At 69.0% G+C, this 12,351-nt stretch carries 12 protein-coding genes and 1 riboswitch; of the genes, 11 read left to right on the top strand and 1 reads right to left on the bottom strand.

The features are described from left to right. The first annotated feature begins 10 nt into the window (after window positions 1–10). The 10 genes from alaS (at window position 11) to aroQ (ending at window position 9,828) form a co-directional block, all read left to right on the top strand. The gene (gene alaS, locus EJK91_RS16225) at window positions 11–2,704 is read left to right on the top strand and encodes an alanine--tRNA ligase (RefSeq protein ID WP_024442164.1); all 2,694 of its coding nucleotides are present in this window, start codon (window positions 11–13) and stop codon (window positions 2,702–2,704) included. Next, entirely contained in the window at window positions 2,701–3,225 is a 525-nt protein-coding gene (ruvX, locus tag EJK91_RS16230) for a Holliday junction resolvase RuvX (RefSeq protein ID WP_024442165.1), read from the top strand. Before alaS ends, ruvX begins: the two co-directional genes overlap by 4 nt. Beyond that, on the top strand, window positions 3,218–4,471 hold the full coding sequence (locus EJK91_RS16235) for an endolytic transglycosylase MltG (protein WP_024442166.1): 1,254 nt from the start codon (window positions 3,218–3,220) through the stop codon (window positions 4,469–4,471). Before ruvX ends, EJK91_RS16235 begins: the two co-directional genes overlap by 8 nt. Next, window positions 4,449–5,276, top strand: a complete 828-nt coding sequence (locus EJK91_RS16240) for a shikimate dehydrogenase (protein ID WP_036457711.1) — start codon at window positions 4,449–4,451, stop codon at window positions 5,274–5,276. The genes EJK91_RS16235 and EJK91_RS16240 overlap by 23 nt, the downstream gene beginning before the upstream one ends. Before the next feature lie 10 nt (window positions 5,277–5,286). Beyond that, complete coding sequence (locus EJK91_RS16245) at window positions 5,287–5,724, top strand: A24 family peptidase (RefSeq protein WP_024442168.1); 438 nt, start codon at window positions 5,287–5,289, stop codon at window positions 5,722–5,724. Between the two features lie 185 nt (window positions 5,725–5,909). Next, a complete protein-coding gene (locus EJK91_RS16250; RefSeq protein ID WP_024442169.1) occupies window positions 5,910–6,293 on the top strand; it encodes a hypothetical protein in 384 nt (127 codons plus the stop codon). A gap of 123 nt (window positions 6,294–6,416) precedes the next feature. Beyond that, window positions 6,417–7,634 carry a chorismate synthase gene (gene aroC, locus EJK91_RS16255; RefSeq protein ID WP_024442170.1) on the top strand — a complete coding sequence of 406 codons (1,218 nt, stop codon included), beginning with the start codon at window positions 6,417–6,419 and terminating at the stop codon, window positions 7,632–7,634. A gap of 3 nt (window positions 7,635–7,637) precedes the next feature. After that, window positions 7,638–8,249 (top strand): shikimate kinase, encoded by a 612-nt coding sequence (locus EJK91_RS16260; RefSeq protein ID WP_024442171.1) that lies wholly within the window; start codon window positions 7,638–7,640, stop codon window positions 8,247–8,249. Further along, the gene (gene aroB, locus EJK91_RS16265) at window positions 8,246–9,352 is read left to right on the top strand and encodes a 3-dehydroquinate synthase (RefSeq protein WP_164517987.1); all 1,107 of its coding nucleotides are present in this window, start codon (window positions 8,246–8,248) and stop codon (window positions 9,350–9,352) included. The genes EJK91_RS16260 and aroB overlap by 4 nt, the downstream gene beginning before the upstream one ends. Continuing rightward, window positions 9,349–9,828 (top strand): type II 3-dehydroquinate dehydratase, encoded by a 480-nt coding sequence (gene aroQ, locus EJK91_RS16270; RefSeq protein ID WP_125079445.1) that lies wholly within the window; start codon window positions 9,349–9,351, stop codon window positions 9,826–9,828. The genes aroB and aroQ overlap by 4 nt, the downstream gene beginning before the upstream one ends. On the opposite strand, the gene EJK91_RS16275 is transcribed toward aroQ, so the two are convergent. Beyond that, window positions 9,759–10,511, bottom strand: coding sequence for a B-4DMT family transporter (locus EJK91_RS16275; protein ID WP_206430431.1), 753 nt, complete (start codon window positions 10,509–10,511; stop codon window positions 9,759–9,761). The two genes, aroQ and EJK91_RS16275, sit on opposite strands and share 70 nt — an antisense overlap. Before the next feature lie 33 nt (window positions 10,512–10,544). On the opposite strand from EJK91_RS16275, the gene EJK91_RS16280 reads away from it, so the two are divergent. Continuing rightward, entirely contained in the window at window positions 10,545–11,669 is a 1,125-nt protein-coding gene (locus EJK91_RS16280) for a M24 family metallopeptidase (RefSeq protein ID WP_125079446.1), read from the top strand. Between the two features lie 560 nt (window positions 11,670–12,229). Continuing rightward, window positions 12,230–12,343, top strand: a riboswitch (SAM riboswitch). The last annotated feature ends 8 nt before the right edge of the window (window positions 12,344–12,351 follow it).

Raw genomic sequence — 12,351 nt, forward strand, 5'->3', positions numbered from 1 at the left:
GCGATAGATAGTGCAGACACACGAGATCAGGAAACGCTTCCTCGATCACTTCGTGAAAGCGGGCCACACCGAGGTGCCCAGCGCTTCGGTGATCCTGGATGACCCCAACCTGTTGTTCATCAACGCCGGCATGGTGCAGTTCGTGCCGTTCTTCTTGGGTCAGCGCACCCCGCCGTACGCCACCGCCACCAGCATCCAGAAGTGCATCCGCACGCCGGATATCGACGAGGTGGGCATCACCACCCGGCACAACACCTTCTTCCAGATGGCCGGCAACTTCTCGTTCGGCGACTACTTCAAGCGCGGTGCGATCGAGCTGGCCTGGACGCTGCTGACGGGCAGCGTCGCCGACGGTGGTTACGGACTCGACCCCGAACGGCTGTGGGCCACCGTCTATCTCGACGACGACGAGGCCATCGCGTTGTGGCAGGAGATCGCGGGACTGCCGCTTGAGCGGATCCAGCGCCGTGGCATGGCCGACAACTACTGGTCGATGGGCATCCCCGGGCCCTGCGGCCCGTCGTCGGAGATCTACTACGACCGCGGCCCGGAGTTCGGTGTCGACGGCGGCCCGGTGGCCAACGAGGACCGCTACATCGAGATCTGGAACCTCGTTTTCATGCAGAACGAGCGCGGCGAGGGCACCTCCAAGGAGGACTTCGAGATCCTCGGGCCGCTGCCGCGCCAGAACATCGACACCGGCATGGGCATCGAGCGGGTTGCCTTCCTGCTGCAGGGCGTGCACAACGTGTACGAGACCGACCTGGTAAGGCCGGTCATCGATCTGGTGGCCACTCGCGCGCCGCGTGGCTACAACAGTGGCAATGACGCCGACGACGTGCGATACCGGATCATCGCCGACCACTCCCGCACCGCGGCCATCCTGATCGGCGACGGCGTGAGCCCTGGCAACGACGGCCGCGGCTACGTGCTGCGCCGGTTGCTGCGCCGGGTGATCCGCTCGGCCAAACTGCTGGGCATCGAAGGCCCGATCGTCGGCGACCTGATGGCTACCGTGCGCGATGCCATGGGTCCGTCGTATCCGGAACTGGTCACCGACTTCGACCGGATCAGCCGGATCGCGGTTGCCGAGGAGACCGCGTTCAACCGCACCCTGACCTCGGGCTCGAAGCTGTTCGAGGACGCGGCGGCAGCCACCCGGTCTGCCGGGGTCACCGTGCTCTCCGGCAGCGACGCCTTCGCCCTGCACGACACCTACGGATTCCCGATCGAACTCACGCTGGAGATGGCCTCGGAGGCCGGCCTGCAGGTCGACGAGGCCGGGTTCCGCACGCTGATGGCCGAGCAGCGGCAGCGGGCCAAGGCCGACGCCGCCGCGCGCAAGCACGCCCACGCCGACCTGAGCGCCTACCGGGAGCTGATCGACGCCGGACCCACCGAGTTCACCGGGTTCGACGAGCTCACCACCGAAGGCCGCATCCTGGGCATCTTCGTCGACGGCAAGCGGGTGCCGGTGGTATCGCACGAGGACCAGAAGGGCATGGCCGCCGATCGCATCGAGCTGGTGTTGGACCGCACCCCGCTCTACGCCGAGGCCGGCGGACAGATCGCCGACGCCGGCACCATCAGTGCCGGGGCTGCCCAGGCGACGGTCACCGACGTGCAGAAGATCGCCCAGACACTGTTCGTGCACCGGGTCAACGTCGAGTCCGGCGAATTCGTCGAGGGTGACACGGTCACTGCAGCGGTGGACCAGGGCTGGCGCAAGGGGGCCACCCAGGGCCACTCGGGCACCCACATGGTGCACGCCGCGCTGCGGCAGGTGTTGGGGCCCAATGCGGTTCAGGCCGGCTCGCTGAACCGGCCCGGTTATCTGCGGTTCGACTTCAACTGGCAGGGCGCGCTCAGCGATGAGCAACGCCGCCAAGTTGAGGAGGTCACCAACGAGGCGGTGCAGGCCGACTTCGAGGTACACACCTTCACCGAAGAACTCGAGAAGGCCAAGGCCATGGGCGCCATGGCGATGTTCGGCGAGAAGTACCCCGAGAAGGTGCGCGTCGTCGAGATCGGCGGGCCGTTCTCGCTGGAACTGTGTGGCGGCACCCACGTGCATAACTCGGCGCAGATCGGTCCGGTGACCATCCTGGGAGAGTCGTCGGTCGGCTCCGGTGTGCGCCGTGTCGAGGCCTATGTCGGGCTGGACTCGTTCCGGCATCTGGCCAAGGAGCGGGCGCTGATGGCGGGGCTGGCCTCGTCGTTGAAGGTGCCCTCCGAGGAAGTGCCGGCCCGGGTGGCCAACCTGGTCGAGCGACTCAAGGCCGCCGAGAAGGAACTGGACCGCGCCCGGCTGGCCAGTGCCCGAGCGGCCGCGGTGAACGCCGCCGCCGGCGCCGAACAAATCGGTAACGTGCGCTTGGTGGCGCAGCGGATGTCGGGCGGAATCGGCGCAGGCGACCTGCGTTCGCTGGTCGGCGACATCCGCGGCAAGCTGGGGGAGACGCCCGCGGTGGTGGCTCTCATCGCCGATGGTGACGACAGCGTTCCCTACGTGGTGGCCGCCAACGCCGGCGCGCAAGAGCTCGGGTTGCGCGCCGACGACCTGGTCAAGGAGTTGGCGGCGGCGGTGTCCGGCCGCGGCGGCGGCAAGGCCGATCTGGCGCAGGGCTCCGGTAAGGACCCCGCCGGGATCGAGGCCGCGCTCGCGGCGATCCGCGCGTCGGTCGCCCGGAGCGCGCCGGCGTGACCTCACCCCACCATCGCACCCCGGACCGGCCCGGCAGGTCGGACGATCCCGGGCGCGGGCGACGACTCGGGGTGGATGTGGGCAGTGTGCGGATCGGAGTGTCGTGTAGCGACCCCGACGGACTCTTGGCGACCCCGGTAGAGACCGTGCGACGACACGCGTCGGGCTCGCACCTGCGCCGCCTGGCTGACCTTGCCGACGAATATGACGTCGTCGAAGTGGTGGTGGGCTTGCCGCGCACCCTGGCCGACCGGGCCGGCTCGGCCGCCGCGGACGCCATCGCGGTGGCTGACGACCTGGCCCGGGTATTGGCCCAGCGACGTCGGCTCGCCCCGGTGCGGCTGGCCGACGAGCGGCTGAGCACGGTCAGCGCGGCGCGGTCACTGCACCAGGCCGGGATGCGTTCCAAACGTCAGCGTTCGGTGATCGACCAGGCCGCCGCGGTGACGATTCTGCAGAGCTGGCTCGACCAGCGCCGGGCCCTGGGCGCGCCGGCCCCGACGGAGGACGACGATGTCTGACGACCAGTTCGGGAAGAAGGCCAGACCGGCGGCGGTAGGGCCGCCGAGGCGCCGGATGAGCCGCACCCAGCGGGCCCGGGAGAACCGGCGGCGACGCCAGCTCAACCGGCACCGCCGCATCGCCCGGGGCCTCGGTGTGGCGCTGATCGTCCTGGTCGCGATCGCCGGGGTCTTCGTGGGGTCCAAGTACTGGCACTCCAGTGGTCCCGTCGTCGACTTCACCGGTGACGGCGGCCAGCAGGTGCTGATCGAGGTGCACGAGGGCGACTTCACCACCGCGATCGCCGAAACCATGCTGGAGGCGGGGGTGATCGCCAACGTCGGGACGTTCCTGAGCGCCGCGCAGGGCAACTCCGCCATCGCGGCGATCCAGCCCGGCTTCTACCGCTTGCGGGCCGAGATCCCAGCCGCCACTGCGGTGCAGCAGCTCAGCGACCCGGAGAATCGGGTGGGCAAGCTGGTGATTCCGGAGGGTCGTCAACTCGACGACACCACCGACATGAAGACCGACCGGGTGACTCCTGGAGTGTTCACCCTCATCGCCGAGGCCAGCTGCCTGGACCTCAACGGTGAACGTACCTGTCTCAAGGCCCAGGATCTGCGCCGCGCCGCGGAGATCGAGACGCCGCAGGCACTGTCGGTGCCCGAGTGGGCCTTGGGGCCGGTCAGCAAGATGGGGCGCGACCACCGTCGCATCGAGGGGCTGATCACGGCGGGCACCTGGAACGTCGACCCGACCGCGTCGGCGCCTACCGTGCTGGCGAAATTGATCAGCCAAAGCAGTGCGGAGTTGGACAGGTCCGGCCTGCCGGGCACTGCCGTGCAGCTGGGCATGACTCCCTACGAGATGCTGGTGGTGGCTTCACTGGTGCAACGTGAAGCGCTGCCGCGCGACTTCGCCAAGGTGGCCCGGGTGATCGACAACCGGCTGGGGGAGCCGCAGCGGCTGGAGTTCGATTCGACGGTCAACTATCCGCTGGACCGCCAGGAGGTGGCCACCACCGACGCCGACCGGGCCAAGGTGACGCCGTGGAACACGTACGCGTCCGAAGGTCTGCCGGCCACTCCGATCTGCTCACCGGGCACCGACGCCCTGCATGCCGCTGAGCATCCGGAGCCGGGCGACTGGCTGTACTTTGTGACGATCGACAAGGATGGCACCACTTTGTTCACGCACAACTACCAGCAGCACCTGACCAACATCGAGATGGCGCTGGACAACGGTGTCCTCGACAGCTCCCGCTGAGCCCGGGCCGCGGCGGGCCGCGGTGCTGGGCTCGCCCATCGCGCACTCGCGGTCACCGCAACTGCACCTGGCGGCCTACCGGGCGCTCGGTCTGCCGGACTGGACCTATGAGCGCATCGAATGTGGCGCCGAGGAGTTGCCGGCGCTGGTCGCCGGTTTCGGACCGGAATGGGTCGGCGTCTCGGTCACCATGCCGGGCAAGTTCGCGGCCTTGGCGTTCGCCGACCAACGCACCCGCCGCGCCGAACGTATCGGCTCGGCGAACACACTGGTACGCACCGCAACCGGATGGTTAGCCGACAACACCGATGTCGACGGGGTGAGCGGGGCGCTCGGTTCGGTGTCGGGGTCAGCGATCGTGCTGGGCTCCGGCGGCACCGCGCCGGCCGCGGTGGTGGCGCTGGCCGAACTGGGTGCCAGCCACATCACGGTGGCCGCGCGCAACGCCGACAACGCCGCGCGGGTGGTGGCGTTGGCCACCGAAGTCGGTGTGCCGGCTCGCTTCTGCGCACTCGATGACCCGGACCTGGCCGCGGCGGCCGCCGACGCGTCGGTACTGGTCAGCACTCTTCCGGCTGACGTCGCAGCCCGATATGCGCCGGTTCTGGCCGGGGTGCCTGTGCTGCTGGACGCCCTCTACGATCCGTGGCCGACGCCATTGGCCACCGCGGTGAGCTCCGCCGGCGGCACCGTGATCAGCGGCCTGCAGATGCTGCTGCATCAGGCGTTCACCCAGGTTGAGCTGTTCACAGGCCGGCCCGCGCCTCGCGCGGAGATGACTTGCGCGGTCGCCGACCTCGGCTGAGCATGGCGCCATGGACGGGCCGAAAGTGGTGGCGGCGGGTTCAGTGCTGGCGTGGCTGACGCTGCTGAGCGGCTACGACATCCGCCAGCGCCGACTGCCGAATTGGTTGACGCTGCCTGCGGCGGTGCTGGTTCCGGCGCTGGCTGCCGTCGTGGGTCGAGGACCGGCGGCGCTGGCGGGCGCGGCGGCTCTTACCGGGGTCTATCTGGTCGTTCATCTGATCGCCCCGGCCGGATTGGGTGCCGGCGACGTCAAGCTGGCGGTCGCGCTCGGGGCGCTGACCGGGTCCTTCGGCGCTGACGTGTGGCTGCTGGCGGCGCTGGCCGCGCCGCTGCTGACCGGGCTGTGGGGGCTGTTCGTGGCGATGGCGGGCCGCGGGCCGACGGTGCCGCATGGGCCGTCGATGTGCCTGGCCAGCGCCCTGGCGGCGGGCTTGGCCGGCTGGTGAACGGGTGCCTGCCGGCGCCGGTTCGGGGATGTAATGCTCAGGGAACGTAAATTAACGTCGCCTGTGACCTTGCCAGGAAATGTTTGCCGCTCAGCCCGCTATTAGGTAACATCGGCTCTATTGAACTGCTGCTGACCGGTGCGTAGCCAGAGGGGGTGACCGTGAAGCGAGCTGTAGTTGGGGGCGTGGCAGCTGCCGCGGTCGCCGTCGGTGGGGGCATCGTCCTTGCCGGCAACATGGCATCTCCGTCCTTGCCTGACGTGCAGGTTCCGGCGATTCAGCTGTCCAGCGCCGAGGGAAACGACGCCACCGTGCAATGGCTGGACCTGTTTGCGCAGACCTCGGCTGCCAACGCGGACTCCTTCGGCGGCTACCTGCTGGACCCGAGTTCCGCTGTCCCGCCCGGTGAATCGCCGTTAGTGCTGATCGACCCGGAGACCTCCGCGGAGGACTTCGACCAGATCCTCGACGGGGTGGTCGGCAATGCCGGTAGTCAGCTCAATGCGGTGACCTCGCCGAGCAACGGTCGCGACGCCGTCACCTACCTGATCCTCAAAAACGGTTCCTGAACCCGGCTGGCGGGTCTCGAACCGGATCGAATCCCGGTTGCCGCAGCACTGAGCCGTGCGTGTGTGCAACCGTAACCTCCTCCAAGCCCGGGCGGGCCTGACCGGCATGGGAAGATGGGACACGTGTTGCGTTGGATAACCGCCGGGGAATCGCACGGTCGCGCGTTGGTGGCCCTGGTCGAGGGCATGGTCGCGGGAGTGGCCGTCACCTCGGCTGACATCGCCGATCAGCTCGCCCGCCGGCGCCTGGGCTATGGCCGCGGGGCCCGGATGAAGTTCGAGGCCGATGCGGTCACCGTGCTGTCGGGGGTGCGGCACGGGATCACCCTGGGCGGTCCGATCGCCGTCGAGATCGGCAACACCGAATGGCCCAAGTGGGAGACGGTGATGTCCACCGATCCGGTTGACCCGGCGGTGCTGGACGGCGAGGGCGGCGCCCGCAATGCGCCGCTGACCCGCCCGCGGCCCGGCCACGCCGACTTCGCCGGCATGCTCAAGTACGGCTTCGACGACGCCCGCCCGGTACTCGAACGCGCCAGCGCACGTGAGACCGCCGCTCGCGTCACCGCGGGCACCATCGCCCGGGCATTCCTGGACCAGGCGTTGGGCGTTCAGGTGATCTCCCACGTGATCTCGATCGGCGCGTCCGACCCCTACGACGGTCCGGTGCCGCAACCGGCCGATCTGGCCGCCATCGATGCCAGCCCGGTGCGTGCCTTTGACGCCGGCACCCAGGAAGCCATGATCGCCGAGATCGAGGCAGCCAAGGCCGACGGCGACACGCTGGGCGGTGTGGTCGAGGTGGTCGTGTCGGGCCTGCCGATCGGTCTGGGCTCCTTCATCAGCGGTGATGACCGGCTCGACAGCCAGCTGGCTGCCGCGATCATGGGCATCCAGGCGATCAAGGGCGTCGAGATCGGCGACGGCTTCACCACCGCACGCCGGCGCGGCAGCGCGGCCCACGACGAGATGTACCCCGGGCCGGACGGTGTGGTGCGCTCCACCAACCGGGCCGGCGGCCTCGAGGGAGGCATGACCAACGGTCTGCCGTTGCGGGTGCGTGCGGCGATGAAGCCGATCTCCACGGTGCCGCGCGCCCTGGCCACCGTCGACATGGCCACCGGCGAGGAAGCGGTCGCGATCCATCAACGCTCCGACGTGTGCGCGGTGCCAGCCGCCGGCGTGGTGGCCGAAGCCATGGTCGCGTTGGTCCTGGCCCGCGCCGCGCTGGACAAGTTCGGCGGCGACTCGCTGACCGAAACCCGGCGCAACATCGAGGCCTACCGGCGTTCGGTGGCCGACCGGGTGCCGGCGGCGGACCAGGAACGGGCCTCGGGGTAGCCCATGGCGCCCAGAGCGGTTCTGGTGGGTTTGCCCGGGGCGGGCAAATCCACGATAGGACGGCGCCTGGCCAAGGCTCTCGACGTTGAGATGCTCGACACCGATGCCGCCATCGAGGCCCGCACCGGTCGTACCATCGCCGACATCTTCGCCACCGATGGCGAACCGGAATTCCGTCGCATCGAAGAAGACGTGATCCGGGAGGCGCTGGCCGAGCATTCCGGTGTGCTGTCGCTCGGCGGGGGAGCCGTCACCACCCCCGGGGTACGCGAAGCGCTGGCCGGACACACGGTGGTGTTCCTGGAGATCAGCGCCGCCGAAGGCGTACGTCGTACCAGCGGGAGTACGGTACGGCCCCTGCTCGCCGGCCCCGGCCGGGCCGAGAAGTTCCGTGAGCTGATGTCGCAGCGGGTGCCGCTGTACCGACGGCTCGCGACGATCCGGGTCAACACCAACCGGCGTAACCCGGGTGCGGTGGTGCGCTATATCGTGTCTCGGCTGGAGGCCGGCGCCCCCGCCGACCGGACGCACCCGCAACCGGCAGCACCGACGCCCGCCGATTCGCCACCTACACCCGCCACCGTGGCCGCACGACAGACCGGAGGACGCAAGTGACCGACATTCCCGAGCCGATCACCGTGACGGTGGCCACCGACCCGCCGTACCCGGTGGTGATCGGTAAAGGCCTGCTCGGTGATCTCGCCGGGTTGCTCGCCGGGCGCAACAAGGTCGCTATCCTGCATCAGCCGACCATGGAGGCGACCGCCGAGGGCATCCGAACCTACCTGTCCGACAAGGGGATCGAAGCGCACCGCATCGAGATCCCGGACGCCGAAGACGGCAAGTCGCTGCAGGTACTCGGCTTCATCTGGGACGTGCTGGGCCGCATCGGCCTAGACCGCCGTGACGCGCTGGTCAGTCTCGGCGGCGGCGCCGCCACCGATGTCGCGGGATTCGCCGCCGCGACCTGGCTGCGCGGCATTTCGATCGTGCATGTGCCCACCACGTTGCTGGCCATGGTGGACGCCGCGGTCGGCGGTAAGACCGGCATCAACACCGAAGCCGGCAAGAACCTGGTCGGTGCGTTCCACCAACCGGCCGCCGTCGTGGTCGACCTGGCCACCCTGGAGACGCTGCCGCAGCGCGAGATCGTCGCGGGCATGCCGGAGATCGTCAAGGCCGGCTTCATCGCCGATCCGGTGATCCTGGATCTGATCGAGGCCGATCCGACTGCCGCGATGGATCCGGCGGGCGAGGTGCTCGGCGAGCTGATCAGGCGGGCCATCACCGTCAAGGCAGAGGTGGTCGCCGCCGACGAAAAAGAATCGGATCTGCGCGAAATCCTCAACTACGGCCACACTCTGGCGCACGCGATCGAAGCGCTGGAGCATTACCAATGGCGCCACGGCGACGCGGTGTCGGTGGGTCTGGTGTTCGCCGCCGAGCTGGCCCGCATCACCGGACGGCTCGACGACGCGACCGCGGACCGGCATCGCTCGATCCTGCTGTCGCTCGGACTGCCGGTCAGCTACTACGAGGACGCCCTGCCGGCACTGCTGGAATACATGATGGGGGACAAGAAGACTCGGGCCGGTGTGCTGCGCTTCGTGGTGCTCGACGGCCTGGCGAAGCCGGGCCGGCTGGAGGGACCTGACCCGATGCTGCTGGCGGCCGCCTACGACGAGGTGGGCCGGCGATTCCGATTGGAGCGGCGATGAACCGGATCAACGTCATCAACGGCCCCAACCTGCAACGGCTGGGCCGGCGCGAGCCCGACGTCTACGGCAGCACCAGCTATGCGGATCTGCAGGCGCTGATCGAGCGGGAAGCGGCCGCACTCGGGGTCGATGTGGTGGTGCGTCAGAGCGACAGCGAAGCCGAGCTGCTGGAGTGGATTCACTGCGCAGCCGACGCCGCCGAACCGGTGATCCTCAACGCCGGCGGGCTGACCCACACCTCGGTGGCGCTGCGGGACGCCTGCGCTGAACTGCCCGCCCCGCTCATCGAGCTGCACATCTCCAATGTGCATGCGCGCGAAGAGTTTCGGCGGCACTCTTACCTGAGCCCGATTGCCAACGGCGTGATCGTCGGCTTCGGAGTGCGGGGTTACCTGCTGGCGCTGCGCTACTTGGTCGAGTCGTCGGAAGGTGAGTCTGCGGCGGACTCGGTTTCGGATACCGCGCTGTCAGACTGAGTCTCGGTGCCGCCGTTGTCCTCGATCACGGGGAACTCGGTGGTGGCGTCGGTGTCGGCCGGGAACTCTTCGGTGGTGAAGCCTCCCGAAAGACCGTCGGGGCTGGTGAGCGTCGCCTCGGTAGCTGGCGCGGCAGCCTCGGTCTGTACGGCACCGGTCTCTTCAGCGGCCAGCGCGGGGGCGCCGACGGTGGCGAACACGTCGGTCGGCGGCTGGCTCTCCTCCGCGGCGGCCCGCACCGGGCGGCGTTCCGGATGCTTCTCGTACTCCTTGTCGATGGCGCGGCGCCCGAGGGCCACGGCGGCCACCGCCACCACGAACACCAGCAGCGCGGTGAAGGCCGCGAAGCTGGTCAGCTCGTTGAAGAAGGTGCTGATGTAGAGCGCCTTGTAGACCTGGCCGATGAGCCACGAGACGAAGCCGCTGAGCAGTCCGGCGACCAGCCCGGCGCCCAGCCAGGTCATCGCGAGGTCAGCGCGCCGGTCCGGGTCGGCGGTGGCTTTGGCGTCCTCACGGCCGTCGGAACGGCCCCAGACGAACACTGCGATCGCGAACACGATCATCAATGCCAGGCTGATCAGACCGGCCTGCGCCTCGAAGGCGTTGATCAGCACCCCCTGGATGAGGCGGATCACGACCATCAGTGCAGCGAACACCAGCCCGCGCAGAAACCACTTGCTCATGGGGCCACAGCGTAGCGAGTACCGTCACACCGCGTGACACATTCCTCCCGTCGGGCGCGTCTGAGTGCTGCGATCGGCGCCGCCGACCTGGACGCGATGCTGGTCACGGACCTGATCAACGTGCGTTATCTGTCCGGGTTCACCGGTTCGGCCGGGGCGCTGCTGGTCTATGCGGACGAGCGGCCACCGGTGTTGGCAACCGATGGTCGCTATCGCACACAGGCTGCCCGCCAGGCCCCCGACCTGCAGGTCGCGATCGAACGCGCCGGGCCCCGGCACCTTCTCACCCAGGCTGCGGCGGCCGGGGCGCTGCGGGTCGGCTTCGAGGCCCACGTGGTGACCGTGGACGGATTCGATGCCCTTTCGGCAGCCCTGCGGGGGGAGCGAGCAGTGCCCGGCGGGGACAGCCCCGTCGAGCTGGTCCGGGCCTCGAACACCGTGGAGGCGCTGCGCGAGGTCAAAGACGCCGGCGAAGTCGCCATGCTGCGACTGGCCTGCGAGGCTGCCGACGCGGCTCTGGGTGAGCTGGTGGACCGCGGTGGACTGCGGCCGGGGCGCACCGAACGGGAGGTCCGCCGGGAACTGGAAGCCCTGATGCTCGACCACGGGGCCGACGCCGCATCGTTCGAGACGATCGTGGCCACCGGCCCCAACTCGGCGATTCCGCATCACCGGCCTACCGACGCCGTGCTGGCCGCCGGGGACTTCGTCAAGATCGACTTCGGCGCCCTGGTGGCCGGCTACCACTCCGACATGACCCGCACGTTCGTGCTGGGGCCGCCCGCGGACTGGCAGCGGGAGATCTATCAGGTGGTGCAGGCCGCGCAGCGGGCCGGCCGGGAGGCGCTGCAACCGGGCGTGGAACTGTGTGCGGTCGACGCCGCCGCGCGCACCGTGATCGCCGAGGCCGGCTACGGCGAGACCTTCGGTCACGGCCTCGGCCACGGGGTCGGGTTGCGGATTCACGAAGCGCCCGGAATCAATGCGGCGGCCGACGGTACACTGCTTGCCGGTGCTGTGGTGACCGTAGAGCCCGGCGTCTATCTGGCTGATCGTGGCGGGGTCCGTATCGAGGACACGCTCGTGGTCGCTGATACTGCCGGGCAGGCCCCGGACCTGCTGACTCGGTTCCCCAAGGAACTGACCATTCTAGGTTAGCTAGCGGTGTGCTCTGACCAGGTAAAACGAGGCCGCGAGTAAGCGCTGTGCGGGCAATTATCTTAGGGATCAGCTAATTCGCGCGGGGCCGAGGAAGAGTCGAGCAGCACCCGGCGATCTGGCACGGGCGCCCGGTCAGCATCCCGGCGGACGTTGGGGTCGCCGTACCTGCGAGGGGTGGTGCTTGCGTGACGGCCACCGATTCGGGCTCCGAGACTAGGACGCTCAGCGCGGGATTGTTGTACCACGCTTTGTGTCCTGTTCGTGTTACTTGGAGGTGCCCAACTTTGCGACGACTACAGGATGGCCCTGCGGAGCGGCGTGGGACCCGACTGTCGCTGAGCTGCGGCAGGCGCTGGGTCGACCGGAGGGTTCGCGGATTCTGCTCGGCCTGGAGTTGGAACGCCGGTGGTATCGGGTGGAATCGGACCGGGCGGGGAATCGCCCAGCTGTTGGAAGGGGGCAACAGTGCCTCAGGCCGTCGAGGACGGCTAATTCAGGTTGGCCCGGGATCAGGATCGTGCCGGGTTCCGTCGGCCCGTCTGGGTACCGTTGAGGGGCTTCATGGGTTGCTGTCGCCAAGCTCCGCCTCGATGGCGCGCCAACCCCCACGCTCGTGGGTGGGCTCGTATGACGAAGCGGCCCGCACTGACCTGTGTTGGCAAGAGCGGCCCTTCGGCAG

The organism is Mycobacterium sp. P7213 (assembly GCF_900604305.1).
In the GTDB taxonomy this organism is placed as follows: domain Bacteria; phylum Actinomycetota; class Actinomycetes; order Mycobacteriales; family Mycobacteriaceae; genus Mycobacterium.